18 protein-coding genes and 1 pseudogene are annotated in these 25746 nt (G+C 70.0%); 5 read left to right on the top strand and 14 right to left on the bottom strand.

Annotation, left to right across the window (positions count from 1 at the left end):
* Positions 1 to 44: 44 nt before the first annotated feature.
* The 9 genes from ABS361_15435 to ABS361_15475 form a co-directional block, all read right to left on the bottom strand.
* A complete protein-coding gene (locus tag ABS361_15435; protein XBY43471.1) occupies positions 45 to 1259 on the bottom strand; it encodes a phosphopentomutase in 1215 nt (404 codons plus the stop codon).
* Between the two features lie 25 nt (positions 1260 to 1284).
* Positions 1285 to 2595 (bottom strand): thymidine phosphorylase, encoded by a 1311-nt coding sequence (gene deoA, locus ABS361_15440; GenBank protein ID XBY43472.1) that lies wholly within the window; start codon positions 2593 to 2595, stop codon positions 1285 to 1287.
* Positions 2596 to 2605: 10 nt separating this feature from the next.
* Positions 2606 to 3367, bottom strand: a complete 762-nt coding sequence (gene deoC, locus ABS361_15445) for a deoxyribose-phosphate aldolase (protein ID XBY43473.1) — start codon at positions 3365 to 3367, stop codon at positions 2606 to 2608.
* 59 nt (positions 3368 to 3426) lie between these two features.
* Positions 3427 to 4239, bottom strand: a complete 813-nt coding sequence (locus tag ABS361_15450) for a purine-nucleoside phosphorylase (protein ID XBY43474.1) — start codon at positions 4237 to 4239, stop codon at positions 3427 to 3429.
* Entirely contained in the window at positions 4236 to 4703 is a 468-nt protein-coding gene (locus ABS361_15455) for a cytidine deaminase (GenBank protein XBY43475.1), read from the bottom strand. Before ABS361_15455 ends, ABS361_15450 begins: the two co-directional genes overlap by 4 nt.
* A complete protein-coding gene (locus ABS361_15460) occupies positions 4703 to 5677 on the bottom strand; it encodes an ABC transporter permease (protein ID XBY43476.1) in 975 nt (324 codons plus the stop codon). Before ABS361_15460 ends, ABS361_15455 begins: the two co-directional genes overlap by 1 nt.
* The gene (locus ABS361_15465) at positions 5674 to 6780 is read right to left on the bottom strand and encodes an ABC transporter permease (protein ID XBY43477.1); all 1107 of its coding nucleotides are present in this window, start codon (positions 6778 to 6780) and stop codon (positions 5674 to 5676) included. The genes ABS361_15460 and ABS361_15465 overlap by 4 nt, the downstream gene beginning before the upstream one ends.
* On the bottom strand, positions 6777 to 8339 hold the full coding sequence (locus ABS361_15470; GenBank protein ID XBY43478.1) for an ABC transporter ATP-binding protein: 1563 nt from the start codon (positions 8337 to 8339) through the stop codon (positions 6777 to 6779). The genes ABS361_15465 and ABS361_15470 overlap by 4 nt, the downstream gene beginning before the upstream one ends.
* A gap of 177 nt (positions 8340 to 8516) precedes the next feature.
* Positions 8517 to 9488, bottom strand: coding sequence for a BMP family ABC transporter substrate-binding protein (locus ABS361_15475; protein XBY43479.1), 972 nt, complete (start codon positions 9486 to 9488; stop codon positions 8517 to 8519).
* Between the two features lie 576 nt (positions 9489 to 10064).
* Between ABS361_15475 and ABS361_15480 the strand changes: the two genes are divergently transcribed.
* From ABS361_15480 to glk, 3 genes are all read left to right on the top strand, one after another.
* Complete coding sequence (locus ABS361_15480) at positions 10065 to 10898, top strand: DUF1194 domain-containing protein (protein XBY43480.1); 834 nt, start codon at positions 10065 to 10067, stop codon at positions 10896 to 10898.
* Between the two features lie 150 nt (positions 10899 to 11048).
* Entirely contained in the window at positions 11049 to 11885 is an 837-nt protein-coding gene (locus ABS361_15485; protein XBY43481.1) for a DUF1194 domain-containing protein, read from the top strand.
* Positions 11886 to 12085: 200 nt separating this feature from the next.
* Positions 12086 to 13087: a glucokinase gene (gene glk / locus ABS361_15490; GenBank protein XBY43482.1), complete on the top strand. Its 1002-nt coding sequence runs from the start codon at positions 12086 to 12088 to the stop codon at positions 13085 to 13087.
* Positions 13088 to 13105: 18 nt separating this feature from the next.
* Here glk and hrpB read toward each other — a convergent pair.
* Positions 13106 to 15600 (bottom strand): annotated as a pseudogene (gene hrpB / locus ABS361_15495) (ATP-dependent helicase HrpB).
* 62 nt (positions 15601 to 15662) lie between these two features.
* Positions 15663 to 18809, bottom strand: a complete 3147-nt coding sequence (gene putA, locus ABS361_15500) for a bifunctional proline dehydrogenase/L-glutamate gamma-semialdehyde dehydrogenase PutA (protein ID XBY43483.1) — start codon at positions 18807 to 18809, stop codon at positions 15663 to 15665.
* Between the two features lie 121 nt (positions 18810 to 18930).
* Here putA and ABS361_15505 point away from each other — a divergent pair, with 121 nt between their 5' ends.
* Positions 18931 to 19404, top strand: coding sequence for an Lrp/AsnC ligand binding domain-containing protein (locus tag ABS361_15505; GenBank protein XBY43484.1), 474 nt, complete (start codon positions 18931 to 18933; stop codon positions 19402 to 19404).
* 437 nt (positions 19405 to 19841) lie between these two features.
* Complete coding sequence (locus ABS361_15510; protein XBY43485.1) at positions 19842 to 20606, top strand: SDR family oxidoreductase; 765 nt, start codon at positions 19842 to 19844, stop codon at positions 20604 to 20606.
* A 121-nt stretch (positions 20607 to 20727) separates the two neighbouring features.
* Here ABS361_15510 and grpE read toward each other — a convergent pair whose 3' ends face one another.
* The 3 genes from grpE to addA all read right to left on the bottom strand — a co-directional run bounded on the left by grpE (position 20728) and on the right by addA (position 25684).
* Complete coding sequence (gene grpE / locus ABS361_15515; GenBank protein XBY43486.1) at positions 20728 to 21393, bottom strand: nucleotide exchange factor GrpE; 666 nt, start codon at positions 21391 to 21393, stop codon at positions 20728 to 20730.
* Between the two features lie 177 nt (positions 21394 to 21570).
* Entirely contained in the window at positions 21571 to 21891 is a 321-nt protein-coding gene (gene trxA / locus ABS361_15520; GenBank protein ID XBY43487.1) for a thioredoxin TrxA, read from the bottom strand.
* A 274-nt stretch (positions 21892 to 22165) separates the two neighbouring features.
* A complete protein-coding gene (gene addA / locus ABS361_15525) occupies positions 22166 to 25684 on the bottom strand; it encodes a double-strand break repair helicase AddA (protein ID XBY43488.1) in 3519 nt (1172 codons plus the stop codon).
* Between the last annotated feature and the right edge of the window lie 62 nt (positions 25685 to 25746).

Raw genomic sequence — 25746 nt, forward strand, 5'->3', positions numbered from 1 at the left:
GCTCGAGGATGAATGACGGCCCGGCGGAGGCGACGCCGTCGGTGTCAGATCAGGCTCTTGCCATGCCGGCCGGGCGCGAGGCCGAGATGGGCGGCGATGGTCTCGCCGACATCGGCAAAGCGGCAGCCGCCAGCGTCGCGGGCGGGAACGCCGGGGCCGAACGCCAGCACCGGCACCTGCTCGCGCGTGTGATCGGTGCCGGGCCAGGTCGGGTCGCAGCCGTGATCGGCGGTGATGACCGCCAGATCGCCGGGCCGCATCGCCCGGACGAACTCCGGCAAGCGCCGATCGAAGGCCTCGAGCGCGGCCGCATAGCCCGGCACGTCGCGGCGGTGGCCGTAGAGCATGTCGAAATCGACGAAGTTGGTGATCACCAGATCGCCATCGGCGGCCTCGCGCTGCGCCGCCAGCGTCGCCTCGAACAGCGCCTGGTTCCCCGACGCCGGGATCTTCCGGGTCACGCCCTGGGCGGCGAAGATGTCGGAGATCTTGCCGATCGCATGAACACCACGGCCCGCGGCCTTGGTCCGGTCGAGCAACGTCGGTTCCGGCGGCGGCACGGCGTAGTCGCGGCGGTTGCCGGTGCGCTCGAAGGTCGCCGCGGTCTCGCCGACGAAGGGGCGCGCGATGACGCGGCCGATACCGAGCGGATCGACCAGCTTCCGCGCGATCAGGCAGAGCGCGTAGAGCCGCTCGAGGCCGAAATGGGCTTCGTGGGCGGCGATCTGCAGCACGCTGTCGGCCGAGGTGTAGCAGATCGGCTTGCCCGAGCGGATGTGCTCTTCACCGAGCTCTGCGATGATCTCGGTGCCGGAGGCATGCTTGTCGCCGAGGATGCCGGGCAGCTTGGCCTCGTGGATCAGCGCCTCGGTCAGTTCACGAGGGAAGGTCGGCACGGTGTGCGGGAAATAACCCCAGTCGAACGGCACCGGCACGCCGGCGAGTTCCCAATGACCGGACGGCGTGTCCTTGCCCTTGGAGACCTCGCTCGCATGGGCCCAGAGCCCGCTCGGCTCGCCGCCGGCGAGGCCCTTCGGCAGGGCACCCGAGGCGGCCTCGGCGGCGCGGCCGAGACCGAGGCCGTCGAGGGTCGGCAGGCTGAGCGGACCAGCGCGCAGGCCCGGCCTGTCGCCCGCGCCCGTCGCGCAGGCTTCGGCGATATGGCCGAGCGTCGTCGAGCCGGCATCGCCATAGGCGGCCGCGTCGGCCGCGCCGCCGATGCCGAAGGAGTCCATGATCAGGAAGAAGGCGCGTGCCATCGGATGTTCCGTTCAACTGGCCGGTTCAGGTCCCGATCCGCAGCGCGATCGCCGCGCGCATCGCCGGAGCCTCGGTGCCGATCATATAGGCACGCCGGAGCGCCGCCGCAGCCCGGTCGGCGGCGGCTTCGGAGGCGGCGTGGACCAGACCCAGCGGCCGATGCGGGCCGATGTCGTCGCCGCTGCCGACGAGTTCGGTGAAGCCGACCGCATGATCGATCGTGTCGGCGGCCTTGGCCCGGCCGCCGCCGAGCTCGACCACCGCGACGCCGATCGCCCGCGTGTCGATCGCCTCGACGAGACCGGACGCCGCCGCGAACACAGGCTTGGTCACCGGCGCGGCCTTCAGATGCGCCTGCGGGCGGTCGAGCAGATCGGCCGGACCGCCGAGCGCTGAGACCATGCGGGCGAAGACCTCGGCCGCGCTACCGTCGTCGAGGCTGCGGATCAGCTTGGCCTCGGCTTCTTCGAGCGTGGTGACGAGGCCGCCGATCAGCAGCATCTCGGCACCGAGCGCCACCGTGACCGCCTCGACGCGCGGGCTGCGGACGCGGCGGGTCAGGAAGTCGATCGCATGGGCGACCTCGACCGCATTGCCGGCGGCATCCGCCAGCGGCTCGTTCATGTCGGTGATCAGAGCGTGGGTCTTCAGGCCGGCGCCATTGGCGACCGCGTGCAGGCTCTCGGCCAGCGCCTTGGCCTCCTCGAAGGTCGCCATGAAGGCGCCCGTGCCCCATTTCACGTCGAGCACGAGGCCCTCGAGACCGGCGGCGAGCTTCTTGGACAGGATCGAGGCGGTGATCAGGTCGATACTCTCGACCGTCGCGGTCACGTCGCGGATCGCATAGAAGCGCTTGTCGGCCGGGGCGAGATCGGCCGTCTGGCCGATGATCGCGCAGCCGACCTCGCGCACGACCGTTGCGAACAGCGCATTGTCCGGCTGGGTGCGATAGCCGGGGATCGCATCGAGCTTGTCCAGCGTTCCGCCGGTGTGGCCGAGGCCGCGGCCGGAGATCATCGGCACGTAGCCGCCGCAGGCCGCGACCATCGGGGCGAGCATCAGCGAGACGTTGTCGCCGACACCGCCCGAGGAATGCTTGTCGAGCACCGGGCCGGGCAGATCCCAGGCGAGCACCGTGCCGGAATCGCGCATGGCCCTGGTCAGCGCGACGCGCTCCGACAGCGCCATGCCGCGGAAGAACACTGCCATCGCGAAGGCCGCGACCTGGCCCTCGGTGACGGTGCCCTTGGTCAGGCCCTCGACCATGAAGGCGATCTCGGCCTCGTCGAGGGTGCCGCCCTCGCGCTTCTTGCGGATGATTTCCTGCGGCAGCATGAGCGGTCTCTCAGTAGGCGGAGGGTTTCGCGGCAGCGCCGTGACCGAGCTGCGCGAGGAGATCGTCGAGCAGGCCGCTCGCGCCGAAGCGGAACGTGCGGGCCGAGGCCCAATCGGGTCCGAGGATCCGATCGGCGAGATCGAGATAGACGGCCGCGTCCGCCGCGGTGCGAATGCCGCCCGCGGCCTTGAAGCCAGCCGGCCGGCCGCTGTCGCGGATCGCGGTCAGCATGATCTCGGCGGCGGCCGGCGTGGCATTGACGTCGACCTTGCCCGTCGATGTCTTGATGAAGTCGGCGCCGGCGCCGAGCGCGAGGTCGGACGCGGCACGGATCGCGGCGGGCTCGACGAGGCGGCCGGTCTCCAGGATGACCTTCAGCTTGTGCGCGGCGCCGAGGCGGCGCTTGACGCGGACGATCTGGGTCTCGGCGAAGCCCGGCCGGCCGGCGAGAAAGGCGCGGTAGGGCATCACGAGGTCGATCTCGTCGGCGCCGTCGGCGAGCGCCTTGTCGGTCTCGGCCTCGACCGCGACGGTGTCGTCGCCGCCGGCCGGAAAGTTGACCACCGTGGCGACGGCGATGCCCGTGCCGGCGAGGGTCTTCTTGGCGCGGGCCACGAAAGCCGGAAAGACGCACACCGCCGCGACATTGCCGACCGGCGTCTCGGCCCGGGCGCAGAGCGCATCGATGGCGGCATCGGTGCAGCCGTCGGAGAGGTCGGTCAGATCGAGCAGCGGCAGCGCCCGGCGGGCGACGGAGGAGAGATCGGTCATGGCTCTTGCGGGTCGCTTCTGTTTGTTCTTGGAATTCGATTATACGCGTTCAGCCACCATCACGCCCCTGCCCCGATCCGGGCGACGAGCCGCGTCACCATCAGGCGCATGCGCTCGGAACCTTCGGCGGCGACCGCCTTGGTCTCGTCGTGCGACAACGGCAGGCCGGTCATGCCGGCGCCGAGGTTGGTGATCATCGACAGGGCGGCGACGCGCAGGCCGACGTGGCGGGCGAGGATCACCTCGGGCACCGTCGACATGCCGACCGCGTCGGCGCCGATGAGGCGCGCCATGCGGATCTCGGCCGGCGTCTCGAAGGACGGGCCGGAGAACCACATGTAGACGCCCTCGGCGAGCGGCACGCCGGTGTCGATCGCCACCGCGCGCGCCGCATCCTGCAGCCCGCGGTCGTAGGCCGTGACCATGTCGAGGAAGCGGCTGTCGTCCTCGACGCCGATCAGCGGGTTCATGCCGGACCAGGCGATGTGGTCGGTGATCAGCATCACGGAGCCGGGGCCGACGTCCTCCCTGAGCGAGCCGGCGGCGTTGGTCAGCACCAGCGTATCGGCGCCCAGCGCCTTCAAGGTCGCGATCGCGACCGCCATCTCGCGCGGATTGCCGCGCTCGTAGTAATGCGCGCGGCCGGCAAAGACCGCGACCGGCACCTCGCCGATGTGGCCGAGCACCAGCTCGCCGCGGTGTGACGAGACGCCGGAGCGCGGGAAGCCGGGCAGGTCGGCATAGGGGAGCCGCACGGCGCCCGCGACATCGTCGGCGAGTGCGCCGAGGCCGGAGCCGAGCACGATGCCGAGCTTCGGCGTCAGGCCCGGCGCCCATTCGCGCACGATGGCGGCGGTCTGGTTGGCATTCAAGGCGCGTCTCCGAGGTTGTCGGGACCGAAGGAATGCGGCAGCAGGGCCTCGCGGGAGAGCGTCTGCACCGAACCATCGGTGGCCAAGAGATGGATCCGTGCATCAGGGCCGGCGAACTCACGGATCTTCTGCCGGCAACCGCCGCAGGGCGGGCAGAGTTCGAGCGGGCGCCCCTCCCGACCACCGACGATCGCGATCTCGGCGATCTCGCGGGCGCCGGCGATGATCATCGCCGCGATCGCGCCGGCCTCGGCGCAGGTACCCTCGGGATAGGCGGCGTTCTCGACGTTGCAGCCGACATGGACGCCGCCCTGCCCGTCTAGGATCGCCGCTCCGACCAGGAAGCGCGAATAGGGCGCGTAGGCTTTTTCGCGCGCCGTCTTCGCTGCCTCGAACAGGGCGGCGAGCGATGTATCGACCGACGCGAGGGCCGGAACAGGGGTGGCGGTAGCCGACATGGGCATCACCGATCCTTCGTATAGGGGATGCCGGAGGCCTTCGGCGGCACGGCGCGACCGATCAGGCCGACCAGCAGCACGACCGTCAAGGCATAGGGCAGCGCCTGGAACACCTGGACCGAGACGACGCCGATGCCGGGCAGCGGCGTGCCCTGCAGCCGGCTCGCCAGCGCATCGAGGAAGCCGAACAGCAGGCAGGTGAACATGGCCGGCACCGGCCGCCACTTGGAGAACACCAGCGCGGCGAGCGCGATGAAGCCCTTGCCGGCGGTCATGTCGCGGATGAAGCCGGCCGATTGCGCGACCGCCAGATAGGTGCCGGCACAGCCGCACAGCACGCCGCAGACGACGACTGCCGCATAGCGCAGGCCCGCGACCGAGACGCCGGCCGTGTCGACCGCGTGCGGATTGTCGCCGACGGCCCGGAGCCTGAGCCCGAACCGGGTGCGGAACAGAACCCAGGCGGTCAGCGGCACGCAGACGAAGGCGAGGTAGACCAGGATGTTGTGGCCCGAGATCACCTCGGCGTAGACGTGGCCGAGCGCGGTGTCGCGGAACGCCCCGGCGCCGGGCAGTTCGATCGACAGGAAGCGCTCGGTGTTGGCGAGCTGCGGCGTGCGGCCGCCCTCGTGGAACCAGGCCTGACCGAGCAGCACGGTCATGCCGGCGGCGAGGAAGTTGATCGCCACGCCCGAGACGATCTGGTTGCCGCGCTGGGTGATCGCGGCGAAGCCGTGCACCAGCGACAGGGCGATCGCGACCAGGATGCCGGCGCCGAGCCCGGCCCAGGGCGAGTGCAGGAGTGAGGCCGCGGTTCCCGCCGCGAAGGCCGCGAACAGCATCTTGCCCTCGAGGCCGATGTCGACCACGCCCGAGCGTTCGGACCACAGGCCGGCGAGGCAGGCGAACAGCAGCGGCACGGCGAGCCTAATCGAGGAGCCGAGCACCGAGATCAGCGCATCGAGGAATTCGGCGCTCATCGTCCCCCCTCCCCGCTTCTCGCGAAGATCCGTTCCAGCGCCGGGCGGAACATGTGTTCGAGCGCCCCCATGAACAGGATCACCAAGGCCTGGATCACCACGATCATGTCGCGGGTGATCTTGGGCTTCTCGAAGGCGAGTTCGGCGCCGCCCTGATAGAGCACCCCGAACAGCAGGCTCGCCAGCACGACGCCGAACGGGTGCGAGCGCCCCATCAGCGCGACCGCGATGCCGACGAAGCCGGCACCGCCGACGAACTCGAGCACCAGCCGGCTCTGCACGCCCATCACCTCGTTGACCGCGACCAGACCGGCGAGCGCGCCGGAGATCAGCATGGCGGCGATCACGACATGGCCGGCGTCGATGCCGGCATAGGCCGCGGCGGTCGGGTTGAAGCCGACGGTGCGGATCTCGTAGCCGAGGCGCGTGTGCCAGATCAGCACCCAGACCACCGCGACCGCGACGATCGCCACGAAGATCATCGGATTGAGCGGCGACTGGCCGAGATCCCAGCCGAGCGGCGCGACGAGGTCGCGCAAGAGCGGCAGGCGGGTCGCCTCGGCGAAGGTGCGCGTCTCCGGCGACATGGCGCCGGGTTTGCCCATCACGTTGACGAGCAGATAGACGATCAGCGTCGCGGCGAGGAAATTGAACATGATCGTCGTGATGACGATGTGGCTGCCGCGCCGGGCCTGCGCCCAGGCGGGCACGAAGGCCCAGGCCGCGCCGCCGAGCATGCCGCCGGCAAGCGCGAACGGGAACACTAGCCACCACGGCGCGCCGTCGAAGGTCAGGCACAGCGCCGCGACCACGATGCCCGCGACCGTCGCCTGTCCCTCGGCGCCGATGTTGAACAGGCCGGCATGGAAGGCGACTGCGACCGCAAGGCCGGTGAAGATGAAGTTGGTCGTGTAGTAGAGCGTGAAGCCGATGCCCTCGGCATAGCCGAGGCTGCCGGAGAGCATGATCTTCACGGTGCCGATCGGATCCTCGCCGATCACCAGCACGACGAGGCCGGCGACCAGAAACGCAGCGGTCAGGTTCAAAAGCGGCAGCAGGCCATAGTCGACCAGCGGCGGCAGGGCGCGGCGCGGTGTGCTCATCGCGCACCTCCGGCCGCGACGATCCGTTCGTCGGCGACGCCGGCCATCATCAGACCGATCTCTCTCTCGTCGGTGTCGGGCCGGCACTCGCCGGTGATCCGGCCGCCGCACATGCACAACACGCGGTCGGACAGGCCGCGGATCTCGTCGAGTTCGGCCGAGACGAGCAGGATCGCCTTGCCGCGGTCGCGCAGTTCGATGATGCGACGATGGATGAATTCGATCGCGCCGATGTCGACACCGCGGGTCGGCTGTCCCACCAGCAGCACGGCGGGGTCGCGCTCGATCTCGCGGGCGACGACGATTTTCTGCTGGTTGCCGCCCGAGAACAGCGCCGAACGGAGTTCCGGATCGCGCGGACGGATGTCGTAGCGCTCGAAGCGCTCGGCCGCGACGGGCAGGATGCGCGAGCGCTCGAGCAGCGGCCCGCGGCCCCAGACCGGGTCATCCTGGTAGCCGAGCACCATGTTCTCCCAGGCCGCGAAGGCGAGCACCAGGCCCATGCGGTGCCGGTCCTCTGGGATATGGGCAAGGCCGAGACGGCGCGTCTCGGCTGCGTCCGCCATGGTCACGTCGGTACCGGCGAGACGGATCGCGCCGGACGACGCGCGCCGGATGCCGGCGAGTGCTTCCAGAAGCTCAGATTGGCCGTTGCCGGCGACCCCGGCGATGCCGACGATCTCGCCGGCGCGCACGTCGAAGGACACGCCGTCGACCAGCGCGACCCCACGGCGGTCGCGCACGGCCAGATCGGCGACCTCCAGGAGCTTCGTGCCCGGCATCGACGGGCCCTTCTCGACCCGGAGCAGCACGCGGCGACCGACCATGGCCTCGGCGAGCTTTTCCACCGTCGTGTCGGCGGTCGGCCAGGTCGCGATCAGCTCACCCTTGCGCATGACCGAGACGACGTCGGTCACCGCCTTGATCTCTTTCAGCTTATGCGTGATCACGACGACGGTCTTGCCCTCGCCGCGCAGCCGCCGCAGCACCCTGAACAGGTGCTCGACCTCGGCTGGCGTCAGCACGGCGGTCGGCTCGTCGAGGATCAGGAGTTCGGCGCCGCGGTAGAGCGCCTTCAGGATCTCGACGCGCTGCTGTTCGCCGACCGAGAGGTCGCCGACGATCGCGTCCGGATCGACCTTGAGGTCGTATTCCTGCTCGAGGCGCTTCAGGCTCGCCCGCGCCTTGCGGCGGCCCTCGTTGAGCAGTGCGCCGCCCTCGGCGCCGAGCATGACGTTGTCGAGCACGGTCATGGTCTCGACCAGCATGAACTGCTGGTGGACCATGCCGATGCCGAGCCGGATCGCGTCCGCCGAGGAGCGGATCTGCACCGACCGGCCCTCGACGCGGATCTCGCCGCGATCGGCCTGATAGAAGCCGTAGAGGATCGACATCAGCGTCGACTTGCCGGCGCCGTTCTCGCCGATGATGCCGTGGATCGTGCCGGGCGCGAAGGCGAGATGGATGTCGCGGTTGGCATGGACAGGGCCGAAGCGCTTGTCGATGCCGACCAGTTCGACGCGCGGGGTCCGATCGGGTTCGACCAGCGTCACCACCATGAAACGATCCGAATGGCCTTTTGCGGCGGGTTGGGCGAGCGGGTCCCGCGAAACCGCCCGATCTAGCGGCTCGACGGCGCGGGGTCGAGCGGGAGCGGCGCCGCGGGCGAACGAAGCTTCGGATACGAAGAGCCCCGGCGACCGTCCGAGACGGCGCGCCGGGGCTCGATCACGCGATCAGAACGGGCACTTCTGATCCGACATGTAGTCGTGGATCTTGACGGTGCCGGCGATGATGTCCTTCTCGGCCTTGTCGGCCGCGGCCTTCATCTCGGGGGTGATCAGCGCCTTGTTGTTGTCGTCGAGCGCCCAGCCGATGCCGCCCTCGGCGAGGCCGAGCACCTTCACGCCATTCGACCACTTGCCGTCCTTGGCGTCCTTGAACGCATCGTAGACCGCGACGTCGACGCGCTTCAGCATCGAGGTCAGCACCTTGCCCGGGTGCAGGTGGTTCTGGTTGGAATCGACGCCGATGCCGAGCTTGCCGGCGTCGGCGGCGGCCTGCAGCACGCCGAGGCCGGTGCCGCCGGCGGCGTGATAGACCACGTCCGCGCCGCGCTCGATCTGCGAACGGGCGAGCTCGCCGCCCTTGACCGGGTCGTTCCAGGCGGCACCGGTGGTGCCGGTCATGTTCTGGAACACCTCGACCTTCGGGTTGGCGGCCTTGGCGCCCTGCACGTAGCCGCAGGCGAACTTGCGGATCAGCGGGATGTCCATGCCGCCGACGAAGCCGAGCTTGCCGGACTTCGAGGCCATCGCGCCGAGCAGGCCGACCAGATAGGAGCCTTCCTGCTCCTTGAACACGATCGAGCGGACGTTCGGCAGATCGACGACCATGTCGATGATCGCGAACTTGATGTTCGGGAACTCCTTGGCGACCTTCTCGATCGCGGTCGCCTGGCTGAAGCCGATCGCGACGATCGGCGAGTTGCCGCGGCGGGCGAAGTTGCGCAGCGCCTGTTCGCGCTGAGCGTCGTTCTGGATCTCGAAGTCGCGGTACTCGACACCCGCGTCCTTCTTGAACTTCTCGGCGCCGGCATAGCCCGCCTCGTTGAACGACTTGTCGAACTTGCCGCCCAGGTCATAGAGCACCGCGGGCTGGATGTCCTCACCGAAGGCCGGTACGACCAGCGCACCCACCATTGCCATCGCACAAAGCAACCGCGACTTCATCCTGGACTCCCCTCGATAACTCTCTTGCCGGCCGCGCTCGCGTCGGGAACGACATCGCGGCCGAGAGGCAGTTTGGCAGGACGAATGACTTCCCGAAAGGGCGATCTGGAAATTTTTAACGCTTGGTCAAAATCTGTTCACAGAGCGGCGCAGGCTGCACGGGCATACGGCGCAATGCGCATGGCACCGCGCGTTAACCAAACCGTCACACGACCGGGCGGAACAATATCCGCAGACGAGACATGCGAAATAGGCTTTGCCTCTTTTCGCATCATGCGTAATCATGAGGCATCTGTAGCGTCAACGACGTGAGTCGAGCGACGTTCGCCGATGGGATCGACGACGGCACGCACGACTCGAAACGAGGGGAGGATCGGCCAGGAGCCCGCTGCCTGAAAGGAGGCACGCATGCCCGAAGCCATCTCTTCCGCAGCCATTTCTTCAGACGACCCGGAGCCACGGCCGAGCGGTCGCACGGTTCACCGATCGCACGGCCGGGCCAAGGCTCAGGCCATCGCCCTCCCTGATCCGGATCGCGATCCGCTCGCCCGAATGCTCATCTGGCGGCATGCGATCGTCCTGCTCATCGCGATTGCCGCGCTGTTCGTAGCCGGACGACCGGCACGATCGTCGGACCTCGGAGCAGCCGCGACGATCCTCGCCGCGACGAAACCCAATGCGGTCGACGTCGCGCTCGTGCTCGCCGTCGACGCCTCCCAGAGCATGGACGAGGGCGAACAGAAGCTGCAGCGCGAGGGCTATGTCGCCGCGCTGACCTCGCCGGAGGTCATGAAGGCGATCAGCATCGGCCGGGCGGGCCGGATCGCGGTCACCTATTTCGAATGGGGCAGCGCCGATCAGCAGGTCGTCGTGGCGCCCTGGACCGTGATCGACGGCCCCGACGCCGCCAAGGCCTTCGCGGGCCGCATCGCGGCCGCGCCCTACAACAACCTGCAACGCACCTCGATCAGCGCCGCGCTCGCCTTCGGCGCCAAGCTGATCGACCAGGGCGGCTTCTCGACCGAACGCCAGGTGATCGACGTCTCGGGCGACGGACCGAACAACGAGGGCCTGGTGGTCTCCGAGGTGCGCGACCGGCTGGTCGACCTCGGCATCACCATCAACGGCCTGCCGATCGTCACCAAGCAGGGCACGGCCGACTGGATCGAGTACCCGCCACTCGACCAGTATTACGAGACCTGCGTCGTCGGCGGCGTCGGCTCGTTCTCGATTCCCGTGCGCGGCATGAACAACTTCGGCGCGGCGCTAAAGATGAAGCTGGTGATCGAGATCGCCGGTCTCAACGATCCGGTGCAGCAACCGGGCATCGGCCGGGTCATCCCCGCCGCCGGCGCGCCGCTCACCAACTGCCGCTACTTCGAGTGACGGACCAGCCGGGCGGCGCGGTCCGTCCGGCGTCGGCTCTGCGAAGACGATCCGCCCGATCGCAATGCCGTGAAGCCGCCGTGCTTCGGCTTCCGCCGCCCCGCGCCCCGTGTCACTCTTTCACGGAGGCAAACGATCGGAGCGGCGGCCATGGTGCAGCGACGTCCGGTTTTCGCATCCGGCGGGCTCGCGCTCGCGCTTCTCGCCGGCCTGATGCTCGCAGCCCTCCTTCCCGCCCGGCCCGCGCGGGCCGAGGCCCCGGTCGACGTCGCGCTGATCCTCGCGGTCGACGTCTCCTATTCCATGGACGAGGAGGAGCAGAAGCTCCAGCGCGAGGGCTACGCGGTCGGCATCACGTCGAGGGACGTTCTGCAGGCGATCGCGCGCGGCCGCTACGGTCGCATCGCCGTCGCCTATGTCGAATGGGCGGGCGCACTCGAGCAGCAGGTGCTGATCGACTGGCGGATCGTCGACGGCGAGGCCTCGGCGAAGGCCTTCGCGGCGGAACTGCTCGGCAAACCCTATCGCCGGATCTCTCGCACCTCGATCTCCGGCGCGCTGATCTTTGCCGCGCCGCTGTTCGACAAGCTCGGGCTGCCGGCGACCCGGCGGGTGATCGATGTCTCGGGCGATGGTCCCAACAATCAGGGCCTGCCGGTCGAGCAGGCCCGCGACGACATCGTCGGCCGCGGCATCACGGTGAACGGGCTGCCGATTGTCTTGAAGCGGCCGTACCGCTCGATGTTCGACATCGACGACCTCGACATCTACTACCGCGACTGTGTGATCGGCGGCGAGGGCGCGTTCATGATCCCGGTCCGCGACCTCAAGGCCTTCGGCGACGCGGTCCGGACCAAGCTGCTCCTGGAGGTCGCGGGTCTGATGCCGGCCGCCGATCCCGCGCCGCGCGCGCTGCCCGCGGCCGCCGGCCCGACGGTCTCCTGCATGATCGGCGAGCGGCAATGGCGCGAGCGCTGGGGCAACTGACGTCGGCCGGCAAGGAAACCGTCGCGCCGGTGCCATGGTCTTGCGCGAAAGCTTCGCAGCCGGCGGCCTCTTCGGTTATAGGCTTGAGGCCCCAAACCGCCGCGCCTCGCGGCGCCTGAAGTCCGACCGCCAAGGACCGTCGCCCTCCGATGACGTCGCACCCACAAGCCGAGCCCCGTCCCGCCGAGCCCCGCGCCGCCGTGCCCCATCTCGACTTCCCCGTGCTCGTCGCCGACATCGGCGGCACCAACGCGCGTTTCGCGATCCTGACCGCGCCGGACGGCGAGGTCGTCGAATTCCCGACCGCCCCGACCGCCGAACACCCCGATCCGGCCGATGCGATCGAAAGGACCGTGTTCGCGACCTCCGCGCTCAGGCCGAAGACCGCCATCATGGCGCTCGCCGGCCCGATCACCGGCGAGCGCGTGCCACTGACCAACTGCCCGTGGGTGGTCGAGCCGCGCGTGCTGATCGAGCGACTCGGGCTCAGCCAAGTCCTTCTCGTCAACGATTTCGAGGCGCTGGCGCTGGCGCTGCCCTCGCTCGGCGAGGCGGACCTGCTCCAGATCGGCGGCGGCGCGATGAAGCCGAACGCCGCCAAGGCGGTGGTCGGCCCCGGCACGGGCCTCGGCGTGGCGATCCTGCTCCACGCGGTCGGCATGTGGATCCCGGTGCCGGGCGAAGGCGGCCACGTCGCGTTCAATCCCGAGACCGAGCGCGACATCGCGATCTGGCGCAACCTGACCCGGCTGGACGGGCACGTCTCCGCCGAGTGGGTGCTGTGCGGCTCCGGCATCGTCCGACTCTACCAGGCGATCGCCAGGACCGACGGCAAGCCGGCGCCGCTCGACCGGCCCGGCGCCATCGGCGACGCCGCTGCGGCCGGCGACCCGGTCGCGGTCGAGACGTTGACGCTGTTCGCAACCTATCTCGGTCGCCTCGCCGGCGACCTGGCGCTGACGAGCCTCGCGCGCGGCGGCGTGTTCCTCGGCGGCGGCGTCGCGCAGAAGATCCAGGCTTTCCTGACCTCGGGCGAGTTCCGAGCCGCGTTCGAGGCGAAGCCGCCGCACCAGAAGCTGGTCGGCGGCATTCCGACCTACCTGATCACCCATCCGCGCCCGGCCGTGATCGGCCTCGTCGCCTATGCCCGCGACCCCGGCCATTTCGGCATCGAGCTCGATGGGCGGCACTGGCGGGCGTGACGCCCCGTCGGTGCCCGATCAGGTGCCGCGCGGCTTCGCCCGCGTGGTCGGCGCGGCGGTCGCCGGATCCTCGGGCCAGAGGTGGCGCGGATAGCGGCCCTTCATGTCGACGCGGACGTCCTTCCACGAGCCCTTCCAGAAGCCCGGCAGATCGCGGGTGATCTGGATCGGCCGATGGGCCGGCGACAGGAGTTCGACGACGAGCGGGATCCGCCCCTCGCCAATGGTCGGGTGCCGGTCGAGGCCGTAGAGTTCCTGCACGCGGATCGCCAGCACGGGACCGTTCTCGGCCTCGTAGTCGATCGGCACGTGGCTGCCGGTCGGCGCGGCGAAATGGGTCGGGGCGAGCTTGTCCAGGCGCTGCTTGGCGCCCCAGTCGATCAGGGTTTCGAGCGCGTTGGACAGATCCTCGGCCCGGATATCGGCGAGAGAGCGCCGGCCGGCGATGGCCGGGGCGAGCCAGTCGTCGAGCGTCTCGAGCAGGTGCTCGTCCGACAGATCGGCCCAGCCCTCCGGATCGGCCCGGCGCGCGAAGGCCATGCGGGTCCGGAGCGCCTCGGCGTTCTTCGACCAGGGCAGCAGGCCGAGACCGCGCTTGCGGATCGCCTCGACGAGCGCGGCCGTGACCAGCGTGGGGTCGGGCTTCTCGATCGGCTTTTCCGACAGGACCAGACGGCCGTAGCGTCGGATGCGCCGGCCGCGCACGCTGCCGGTGTTGTCGTCGAAGCGGACCTCGTCCTCCTCGACGACATGCGCGGCGAAATCCGCTTCGATATCCTCGCGCGCGATCGGGGCGGCCAGCAGGATGCGGGCGTTCTGCGCCGCGCCCTGCATCTCGGCGATGGCGAGATATTTGTGCCGCGCGAGCCCGTCGTGCGGCTCGACCAGCGCGCCGCGACCATTGGCGAGCCGGAACGCGCCCGGCGCGCCGCGCGCCTCGGCAATGCGGTCGGGATAGGCGAGCGCGAGCAGGCGACCGGGATCGTCGAGCGGCTCGCCGGGGTTCTCATGGCCGCCCAACGCCTTGGCGATCGCCAGCCAACGGCCGGCGAGCCGGCGCGCATCCTCGGCGCGCGGCGAACGGTCCTGCCGGAATCGGCGCAGCCGCTCGTCGAGATCGGTCGTGGTGCCGCCGAGGCCACGCTCGGTCAGCAGCACGGCGATATCGGCGGCGAGCCGGCCCGCGCCTTCGGCCGCGCCGCGCGCGACCATATGCGCGAGGCGCGGGTGCAGCGGCAGGCGCTGCAGCGCCCGGCCCTCGGCGGTCAGTCGGCCGTCGCCGTCGAGCGCGTCGAGCTCCTTCAGCAGTGCGACCGCCTCGTCCCAGGCGGCCTTCGGCGGCGGGTCGAGGAAGCCGAGACCGGAGGGATCCGCGACGCCCCAGGCGGCGAGATCGAGCACCAGCGCGGCGAGATCGGCCTCCAGGATCTCCGGTCGACCGAAGGGGCGAGCGCAGTCGTCTGCGGTTCGTCCCAGAGCCGATAGCAGACGCCCGGCTCGGTGCGGCCGGCGCGGCCGCGGCGCTGATCGGCCGAGGCGCGGCTGACGCGCACGGTCTCCAGCCGGGTCAGGCCCGTCGCCGGCTCGTAGACCGGCACGCGCGACAGGCCGGCATCGATCACCACGCGGACGCCCTCGATGGTCAGCGAGGTCTCGGCGATCGAGGTGGCGATCGCGACCTTGCGGCGCCCGGCCGGCGCCGGTCTGATCGCGCGATCCTGCTCACGCATGTCGAGCGCACCATAGAGCGGCGCGAGATCGACGTTGGCCGGGACGCGACCTTCCAGCCGCTCGACCGTGCGCCGGATCTCCGCCTGGCCCGGCAGGAAGGCCAGCACCGAGCCGGCCTCCTCGTCGAGCGCGCGGCGCACGGCGGTCGCGACATCGTCCTCGATCCGCCCGCTCGGGGAACGGCCGAGATAGCGGGTCTCGACGGGATACGCGCGGCCGGCGCTCTGGACGAGCGGCGCGTCGCCGAGCAGGCGGCCGACACGGGCGCCGTCGATGGTCGCCGACATGACCAAGATGCGCAGATCCTCGCGCAAGCCGGCTTGTGCGTCGAGCGCGAGCGCGAGGCCGAGATCACCGTCGAGGCTGCGCTCGTGGAACTCGTCGAACAGCACGGCCGCGACGCCGGTGAGTTCCGGATCGTCGAGGATCTGCCGCGTGAACACGCCCTCGGTGACGATCTCGATCGCAGTCTTCTTCGAGACGCGCGCCTCCATGCGGACCCGATAGCCGACCGTCTCGCCAACCGCCTCGCCGAGCGTCGCCGCCATGCGCTCGGCGGCCGCACGGGCGGCGAGCCGGCGCGGCTCGAGCACCAGGATCTTGCCTGTCCTCCGCCACGCCGCATCGAGCAGCGCGAGCGGCACCCGCGTGGTCTTGCCGGCCCCGGGCTCGGCGACGAGCACGGCATTCGGCGAGCGATCGAGCGCGCCGAGAATCTCGGGCAGGACGGCGTCGATGGGGAGCGCGTCGGTGCGGAGCGCTGTGGGCGAGCGGGAGGTCATGGTCGGGGAATAGCGCCGACCAGCCTGCCGCGCAAATGACCCGGCAGCACTGTCCGCCCGGTTCAATCCTCTCCCATCGCGATCAGGCTGGCGTTGCCGCCGGCGGCCGCCGTGTTGGTCGAGATCGTCTGCTCGAGGCAGAAGCGGGCTAGGTAATCCGGGCCGCCGGCCTTCGGGCCGGTGCCGGAGAGGCCGGAGCCGCCGAAGGGCTGCACGCCGACCACGGCGCCGATCATATTCCTGTTGATATATATATTGCCGACCGGCAGACGCGCGCAGACCTTGGCGATGGTGGCGTCGATGCGGGTATGGACGCCGAGGGTCAGGCCGTAGCCGGTCGCGGCGACGCGATCGAGGACCGCGTCGAGGTCGGCCGCCTTGTAACGCACCACATGCAGCACCGGGCCGAACACCTCGCGGGTCAGATCCTCGGCGCGGTCGAGCCGGACGATGGTCGGCGCGACCCAGTGGCCGTCGCTGAAACGGCCGCCCGGCGCCCGGCCCTCGAACACGACGCGCTTGTCCGCGGCCATGGCGCCGATATGCGCCTTGAGGCCCGCCGCCGCGTCGCGGTCGATGACCGGACCGACGTCGGTCTCGGCGCGGCGCGGGTCGCCAAGACGCAGTTCGCGCGCCGCACCCGCGATCATCTCGACCATGCGGTCGGCGACGTCCTCCTGCACGAACAGGAGCCGCAGCGCCGAGCAACGCTGGCCGGCGGAGCGGAACGCCGACATGACGACATCGTCGGTCACCTGCTCGGGCAGCGCGGTCGCATCGACGATCATGGCGTTGATGCCGCCGGTCTCGGCGATCAGCGGCACGATCGGGCCGTCCTTGGCGGCCAGCGTGCGGTTGATGATGCGCGCGACCTCGGTCGAACCGGTGAAGGCGACGCCGTCGATCGCCGGATGGCCGGTCAGCACGGCGCCGATCCGGCCGTCGCCGGGCACCAGATGCAGCGCCGTGCCCGGCACGCCGGCCTCGTGCAGCAGCTTGACGGCGAGCGCCGCGGTCAGCGGCGTCTGCTCGGCCGGCTTGGCGACCACGGCATTGCCGGCGACCAGCGCCGCCACCGTCTGGCCGATGAAGATCGCCAGCGGGAAGTTCCAGGGCGAGATGGTCACGATCACGCCGCGGCCGCGATGGCGATAGCGGTTCTCCTCGCCGGTCGGGCCGGTCAGGACACGGCCCGCGCCGAGCGTCCGCCGCGCCTCGGCCGCGTAGTAGCGGCAGAAGTCGGCCGCCTCGCGCACTTCGGCGACGCCGTCAGCGAGCGTCTTGCCGGCCTCGTCGGCGAGCAGGGCGAGGAAGCGCTCCCGGTTCTCCTCGATGAGGTCGGCAGCGCGATCGAGCGCGGCGGCGCGGGTCTCGACCGGGCTCGCGTCCCAGGCCGGGAAGCCGCGTCGGGCGGCCGCGACCGCGGCGATCGCCTGCTCGGCGCTCGCCTCGATCACCGTGCCGACGACCGTGCGGCCATCGACCGGCGAGACGACATCGCGCGCCGCGCCGGCGAGCCCGCTGCCGTCGACGACCGGCGCGGCCTCGTAGGTCACGCCGCGATGGACTTCGACCTTGGCGAGGCAGGCTTCGCGCTCGGCGGCGTGGCCGAACTCGATGCCGCGCGAGTTGGCACGCGCCTCGCCGTAGAGCGCGAGCGGCCGTGGGATGCGCGGATGGCGCGGGCCGCCCTCGGCGAGCCAGTCGGCCGGCCGGGTCAGGAGCGTGCGGATCGGCACCTTGTCGTCGCCGACCTTCGACACGAAGGAGGAATTGGCACCGTTCTCGAGCAGGCGGCGCACCAGATAGGCGAGCAGGTCGCGATGGCCGCCGACCGGCGCATAAATGCGGCAGGGATGGCCGTCCTCCTCGGTCACGGTCCGGTAGAGCGCCTCGCCCATGCCATGCAGGCGCTGGAACTCGAAGCCATCGACGGGGCCGCGCCGGGCACCGCCGCCGGCGAGTTCGATGATCTGGGCGACCGTCAGCGCATTGTGGGTGGCGAACTGCGGATAGATCCGGTCCCGGCGCGCCAGCATGCGGCCGGCCGCGGCCACATAGGAGAGATCGGTCGCGGCCTTGCGGGTGAAGACCGGATAGTCGGCAAGGCCGCGCTCCTGCGCGCGCTTCACTTCGGTGTCCCAGTAGGCGCCCTTGACCAGCCGCACCATCATGCGCCGATTGAGGCCGGCGGCTAGGTCGCCGATCCAGTCGACCACCTCGACCGCTCGCTTCTGATAGGCCTGGATGGCGAGGCCGAAGCCGTCCCAGCCGGCGAGCGAGGGATCAGAGAAAACAGCGGCGAGCACGTCGAGCGACAGCTCGAGCCGGTCGGCCTCCTCGGCATCGACGGTCAGGTTCAGGTCGTGGGCCTTGGCGGCGCGGGCGAGATCGAGCAGGCGAGGGCCGAGCTCGGCGAGCACGCGCTCGGCATCGACCGCCTCGTAGCGCGGGTGCAGCGCGGAAAGCTTGACCGAGATGCCCGGCCGGGCCGGCAGCGGCTTGTTGCCGGCGGCGCGGCCGATGCGCTCGATCGCGGCGGCATAGGAGGCGAAATAGGCGTCCGCGTCGGCGGCGGTGCGCGCGCCCTCGCCGAGCATGTCGTAGGAGTGCCGGTAGCCCTTGCTCTCCAGCGCGCGGGCGCGGGAGAGCGCGTCGTCGATCGTCTCGCCGAGCACGAACTGGTGCCCCATCACGCGCATGGCCTGACGCGCCGCGGTGCGCACCGCGGGCTGGCCGAGCCGCTTGACCAGACCGGCGAGGATGCCCTCCGGCGTCTCGCCAGGTTGGATGATCCGGGCGGTCAGGCCCATGGCCCAGGTCGAGGCCGAGACGAGCCAGCCGTCGGAGCGGCGCTCGTGGGTCTCGAAATGCGCCTGGGCGAGCTTGTCCTCGATCAGCTTGTCGGTGGTGGCGCTGTCCGGCACGCGGAGCAGCGCCTCGGCCAGCACCATCAGCGCGAGCCCCTCCTTGGTCGACAGCGAATATTCGCGCAGGAACTCCTCGACGCCGAAGCCGCCGCCCGCGGCGCGGATCTTCTCGATCAGCCGGGTCGCCTCGGCATCGATGCGCGCCTCGGCCGATTGCGCGAGCCGCGTATCGGCCAGCAGGCGGGCGATCAGCGCGCCGTCGTCGGGCGCGTAGGGGGCGCGAAACGGCCGGTTCGGCTGCGTGGCGGAAGCGATCGGCGAAGTGGGGGCGAGGGACATGGTCGGGGATCTCCGGTCGGCCGTGCATCTCGGCGTGGATGATCCATCCTATCGCGGCATCGACTTTTGTTTTCACCAAAGATAGGCTCTCGGTCCAGTGACTTCCAAAACGGATCAACACATGGATAGCGATATCGACGGGTTGGATCGGATCGATCGCAAGATCCTCACCATCCTCCAGGCCGACGGACGCATCACCACGACCGAACTCGCCGAACGCATCGGTCTGTCGGCGACCGCGGCGGCCGAGCGGGTCAAGCGATTGACGCGCGACGGCTTCATCGTCGGCTATCGTGCCGAGCTCGATCCGGCGCGGATCGGGCGTGGGCTCCTGGTGTTCGTCGAGGTGCTGCTCGACCGCACCAGCCCGGACGTCTTCGACGCCTTCGCGACCGCCGTGCGCCGCGCGCCCGAGGTCATGGAATGCCACATGGTGGCGGGCGGGTTCGACTATCTGATCAAGTCGCGCGTGCGTGACATGGCGGCCTACCGCCGCTTTCTCGCCGATGTGATCCTGGCGCTTCCGGGCGTGCGCGAGACGCGGACCTACGCGGTGATGGAAGAGGTCAAGACCTTCGATCGCCTGCCGCTTTGACAAGCGAGCACCGCCCCCCCCGATGTGGATCGGCGCGCGACCAAGAAAAAACCGGCCATGCGGCCGGTTCAGGTGCTCGGGCGGGTGCCATTCGCAGCAGGTGGGTTGACCCGAACAGGACGTTGACTTGGGGGTCATCCTGTCGGCCTGCGCTCGGCACCGTCGTTGTCGTTTCGGCCGCCGCCGAGGTCGGATGAATTCGATCCGAAGGCGGCGTACCAGATAAGAAATCTTCTAACGTGAGCATCGCTAACAGGGATTGCCGGAGCTGACAAGCTGAACATTCGTCAAACATACCGTCCACGAACGGCATACAACAAGGAATTCTCAGACCTTTGACTCGGCGATACCTGTTCTGCGCCCGGCTCAAAATGCTTGCGACGCTGTCGCACGCGTCGACGAGATCGACTACATAGACGTCCGACCAAGGAGTTCCGATGCCGACGACCGCGCCGACCAGCAATGACGACCGCAAGACGATCATCCTGACCGGCGCCAGCCGGGGGATCGGGCACGCGACCGTGAAGCGGTTCTCCGCCGCCGGTTGGCGGGTGATCACCTGCTCGCGGCAGCCGTTTTCCGACAAGTGCCCGTGGCCGATGGGCCCCGAGGATCATATCCAGGTCGACCTGTCCGACCCCGTCGATGTCGGCATCGCCATCGCCGAGATGCGCCGGCGGCTGGAGCCGCACGGCTCGAAGCTGCACGCGCTCGTCAACAACGCCGCGATCAGCCCGAAGGACAAGGCCGGTGGCCGGCTCGACTCGCTCAGCATGCCGATGGACCTCTGGCACCGGGTGTTCCACGTCAATTTCTACGCGCCGATCCTGCTGGCCCGCGGCCTGTTCAAGGAGCTGCAGGCCGCGAACGGTTCGGTGGTCAATGTCTCGTCGATCGCCGGCACGCGGGTGCATCCCTTCGCCGGCACCGCCTACGCGACCTCGAAAGCCGCGCTCGCCGGCCTGACCCGCGAGATGGCACACGATTTCGGCCCGCATGGCGTGCGCGTCAATGCGATCGCGCCGGGCGAGATCGACACCGCGATCCTGTCGCCGGGCACCGAGAAGATCGTCGAGCAGATCCCGATGCGCCGGCTCGGCCGGCCCGACGAGGTCGCCGACATCATCTACTACCTGTGCTCGGACTCGAGCTCCTACGTCACCGGCGCCGAGATCCACATCAACGGCGGCCAGCACGTCTGACGTCCCGGCGCAGCCGCGGAGGTCCCGCGCGCGTAGGGGGAAAGGTCACGACCGAACAAACGAAAAGGGCGGGAGCGTTCGGCGCTCCCGCCCTTCGTTGTTTCGATCGGACCCGCCGGCGTCAAACCGTCCGGTCGACACCCGCGCCCGGCTCGGGCTGCGCGGCCTCCGCCGGTGCCTGCTTCGGGCCGCCCTTGGCGACGCCGACCAGCGCCGGGCGCAGCACGCGCTCGCCGATCGCGTAGCCGTCCTGCAGCACCTGCACCACTGTGCCGGAAACCACATCGGCATTGGGGATTTCGAACATGGCCTGATGCATGTTCGGGTCGAACTTCTGGCCGAGCGGCTCGAGCTTCTTGACGCCGTGGCGCTCGAGCGACTTCAGGAGCTCGCGGCCGGTCATCTCGACGCCGTCGACCAGCGCCTTGATGCCGGCGTCGGCCGAGGTGCGCAGCTCCGCCGGCAGCGCGCCGAGGGCGCGGCTGAAGTTGTCGGACACCGAGAGCAGGTCGCGCGCGAAGGCCGTGACGGCATAGTCGCGCGCGTCCTTGACTTCCTTCTCGGTGCGCCGGCGCAGATTTTCCATCTCCGCCAGCGTGCGCAGCACGCGGTCCTTCAGTTCGGCGTTCTCACTGGCGAGCGCCTGGGCCGCCGCGATCGGGTCGGGCGTGCCGGCGCCGGCCGCAGCTTCGTTCGCCGGAGCCTCGGCGCCGATGGTCGTCGCCGCGTCGGCCGTCTCGGCGCCGCTCTCCGCGCCGGCCGGGCCGTGCTTCGTCTCGTCGGTCATGGGAATCCTCGAACAGGGTTCAACAGTCGCCCCGGATTTGAGGTCTTTGCGCGCGGAAATCAAGCGGGGTGATCACGGTCCTGCATCAGGCGGGCAGGCAAGGACGTCCCCCCGACAGGCAAAAGCCCCGGCGCGGGCGACGCGCCGGGGCTTTCGACCAGAAACGGGACGCGGTGATCAGGCGATCGAGCCGTTGATCCACTCGACCAGCTTGCCCTTCGGCCAGGCGCCGACCTGGGTGGCGGCCGGCTTGCCGTCCTTGAACAGGATCAGCGTCGGGATCGAGCGGACGCCGTACTTGACGGCGATGTTCGGGTTCTCGTCGATGTTGAGCTTGGCGATGGTCACCTTGCCCTTCATCTCGGTCGAGATCTCGTCGAGCGACGGCGCGATCATCTTGCACGGGCCGCACCATTCGGCCCAGAAATCGACCAGAACGGGCTCGCCGGACTGGATCACGTCCTTGTCGAAGGACGCCTCGGTCACTTTCACGGTCATGGAAAACCTCTTCGATCCGGTGCGACAGCGTCGACCGCGTCGGCGCGGGCGTCGCTTCGTCTTGGTTGTCTCGCAAACCCTCGCCTGCGATGCGGGTCGACCCCGGATCTCATCATGGCGGACCCTCGTTCTAGTTCGAAGGAACCGGCCACCCGCTAGGGATTGTGTCGACTGTCAAGGTAAGAATGCCGACCGGCAGCGTCAAGGCCGGGCAGACCGGGACGAAACGCCCGGCTCCGTGACTTGTCCGTGATCGGCGATGCCGAAATCCCGCTCAGAGCGCGAGTTTCGCCTCCGCGGCGTCGAGCCGCGCCGCCGGCACGGGCACGAGCGCCGGCACGGTCGTCCACAGGATCGCGGCCTCGATCGCGCGGCCGGGGAAGGTCTCGCGCAGCAGACGGCGATAGAGCGCCATCTGGACCACATAGGTCTCCGGCACGTTGTCGCCGCCGAGCTTCGGATCCCGGTTGGTCTTGTAGTCGACGATCTGGATGCGGCCGTCGACGAGGCCGAGCCGGTCGATCTGGCCCGACACGGCATAGCGCCGGCCGCCGGCGCGCAGGAGCGTGCCGACGATCGGCACCTCCGCGCGGCTGTCCGGCCCGAAGGCCGCCGCGAAGGCCGGATCGTCGAGAATGGCGAGAACCTCGGCGAGAATCGCCGTCCGCTCGGTCTCGTCGAGCCGCGCCCCGGCCCGCGCGAGATAGCGTCCGGCCGCCGCGCGCCGCGTCTCGGACGCCATGCCCGGCAGCGTCTCGAGCAGCTTATGGACGAGCTTGCCGCGCAGCAGCTCGACGCTCTCCGGCGCGAGCGCAGCGTCGAGCGCGCTCCTCGGCGGATAGGTCGGCAGCGCCTCCTTGGTGGCGATCTCCGCGAGCGCGGTCGACGGCGTCAGCCGGTCGAGGCCGTCGATCCCCGGTGCGGGCCGATCGAGCCAATCCGGCCGGCCGTGATCGCGCGCCGCCGCCGCATCCTTGGCAAGCGTCGGCGCGACCGGCTCGAAATCGGTCCGGCGCCAGCGCCAGGCGACGACCTCGCCGTCGCGCTCGATCGGCGTCCAGTCCGGCTCGAGCGCGCGGGCGACGACCTGATACCAACAGTCGTCGTCCGGCTTCTTCGTCGTGTGGCCGCAGACATAGAGCCGATCGGCGGCGCGGGTCATGCCGACGTAGAGCAGCCGCGCATATTCGGCGCGGCCGACCTCGCGGCGCGCCTCGATCACGTCGCGGACAGGAGCCGGCGCTCCGTCCTTGCCGAGGTTCAGGACCAGCACTTCGGGCGCGCCGGGCACCGCGCTCGACGGCAGGCCGACCAGCTTCGGATCGTGCTTGGCCTCGTGCGGCGGCCGGGTGTTGTCGACCAGGAACACGACCGGCGCTTCGAGCCCCTTGGCGCCATGGACGGTCATGACCCGGACCTCGTCGCGGGTCTCGTCCATCTCGCGCTTCACCTCCGGCGAGGCGGCGACGAGATTTTCCAGGAAGGCGATCAGGCTCGGCGCGCCGGTCGCCTCGTGGGCGAGTGCCAGCGCGACGAACTCGTCGATCACATCCTCCGCCTCGCCGCCGAGCCGGGCGAGGATGCGGCGCCGGCCGCCATCGGCCGACAGCACGCGCATGTAGAACTCGTAAGGCCGTGCGCCGACCGCGAGCGCGCGCCACGCCTCCAGCCGCTCGTGCGCGGCGGCTGCGAGCGGATCGGTGTCGGCGGCCTTGGCGAGCGCATCGGCGAGGCTGTCGCGATCCTTGTCGCGCTCGGCGGCGACCCGATAGAGCGCGTCCTCGCTCCAGCCGAACAGCGGGCTCTTCAGCACCACCGCCAGCGACAGGTCGTCCTCCGGCAGCAGCATCACGCGGCCGAGCGCGATCAGGTCCTTGACCGCGATGTGGCTGACCAGATCGAGCCGGTCCTGGCCGGCGACCGGCAGGCGCTTTTCCTTCAGGATGCGGTTCATCGCATCGACGAAGGGGCCGCGGCTGCGCACCAGGATCAGGATGTCGCCGAAGCGGATCGGCTTGCCGGTGCCTTCGAGCCGGACGCCCGGCGCGGTCATCGCGGCGATCTCGTCGGCGATGCGGCGGGCGAGCCGGACATGCGGCGAGGCGTCGGTCGCGCGGTCGACCGGCGAGATCCAGTCCTGCGGCTCCTCGATGCCCGACTTCTCGATCAGCGGCCAGACTTCGACGTAGCCCGGCGCGGCGGCGCGGTTGGCCGTGTGGTCGGCGTAGTCCTTGGGGTCTGACAGCAGGCGCGCGACCAGACCGGAGCGCGCGAACACCGTGTCGACCGCCGACAGCACGTCCTGGTTCGAGCGGAAGGAGACGAACAGCTGCACGTTCTCGAACACGAGGCCGGCGGCCTCGGTGTTTGCTCGGAACCGGCTGCGGTTCGCCGCGAACTCTTCCGGCGCCGCGCCCTGGAACGAATAGATCGACTGTTTCTCGTCACCGACAGCGAAGACCGTGCGGACGCCCTCGCGGGCGCCGCGACCGGCGAAGAACTCCTGCGTCAGCGCATGCACGATCTCCCATTGCGCCGGGCTCGTGTCCTGCGCCTCGTCGACCAGGATGTGGTCGATGCCCTGATCGAGCTTGTACTGCACCCAGGCCGCACCGTCGGAGCGGCTCATCAGGTCCGCCGTGCGGCCGATCAGGTCGTCGAAGTCGAGCGCGCCGCGCGCGCTCTTGGCGGCCTCGTAGTGGGTGACGACGGCGTCGCCGAGCCGGATCAGCGCGCCCGTCACGTCGGCCGTGTCGAGCGCGGCGAGGCGATCACACAGGGGCGCAAGCCGCGCGATCTCGGCGTCGCAGCGCGCCCCGAGATCGGCGAAGGTCTCGCGGATCTTCTTGGTGCCCAGCGAGGTCGCGGCATAGGCGCCGCCATCCGCCTTGTGGAACACCGCCCGCCACAGCGCCGCCTTCAGGGCCGGTTGCGCGGCATCGCGGGCAGCGATCAGGCGTTCGGCGAACTTCTGGTCGTTGGTGCCGCTGGCCGTGAGGGCATCAACGAGCCGGCTCAGGAACGCCGGATCGAAATGCGGCGACGCCGCGATCTCGGCCTCGACCGCGGCGCGCGTCGTGCCCTTCGGTAGACCGAGGGCATCCGGCACCAGCGCGAGCGCGGCGTCGAGATTGTCGCCGAACCGGATCCAGGCGCGCAACGCGTGTCGCTTGAGGACCACCGCGCCGAGCGCGTCATGGAAGCCGAATTCGCCGAGCCGATCGATCAGCAGGCCGAAGGCGGCGCCGAGCGGCGTGTCCGGCCCGCTCGCCGCGGCGGCGACGATCACGGCCTCGGTGGCGCGACGGACCAGATCGCGCGAGACGGCCTCCTCGAGAATTTCGAAGTTCGCGCCGAGATCGGCCTCGAGCGGAAACTGCTGCAGGATGCGTTCGCAGAAGGCGTGAATGGTCTGGATCTTCAGGCCGCCCGGCGTCTCGATCGCACGGGCGAACAGTCGGCGCGCCACCGCCAGCTTGTCGCGGCTCGGCGCCAGGCCGTCGATGTCGGTCAGCGCGGCCGCGAGGCGCGTCTCGTCGAGCGTCGTGAACCGCGCCAGTTCGGCGAAGACGCGGTTCGACATGGTCGCCGCCGCCGCCTTGGTGAAGGTCAGGCACAGGAGCCGCGAGGGATCGGCGCCGGCGAGCAGCAGGCGGATCACCCGGCGCGACAGGACATAGGTCTTTCCCGAGCCGGCATTGGCCGAGACCCAGGCCGAAGCGGTCGGGTCGCCGGCGCGGTGCTGGGCGGTCGGGCCAGACGGCGAGGCGGAAGGCGGCATCGCGACGTTCATTCCTCGCCCCCTCCCCGGCGGCCCACTCGTCGACGCGGGCCAGATGGTCGTAAGGACCGTCG

Source organism: Ancalomicrobiaceae bacterium S20 (assembly GCA_040269895.1).
Classification (GTDB): domain Bacteria; phylum Pseudomonadota; class Alphaproteobacteria; order Rhizobiales; family Ancalomicrobiaceae; genus Methyloraptor; species Methyloraptor flagellatus.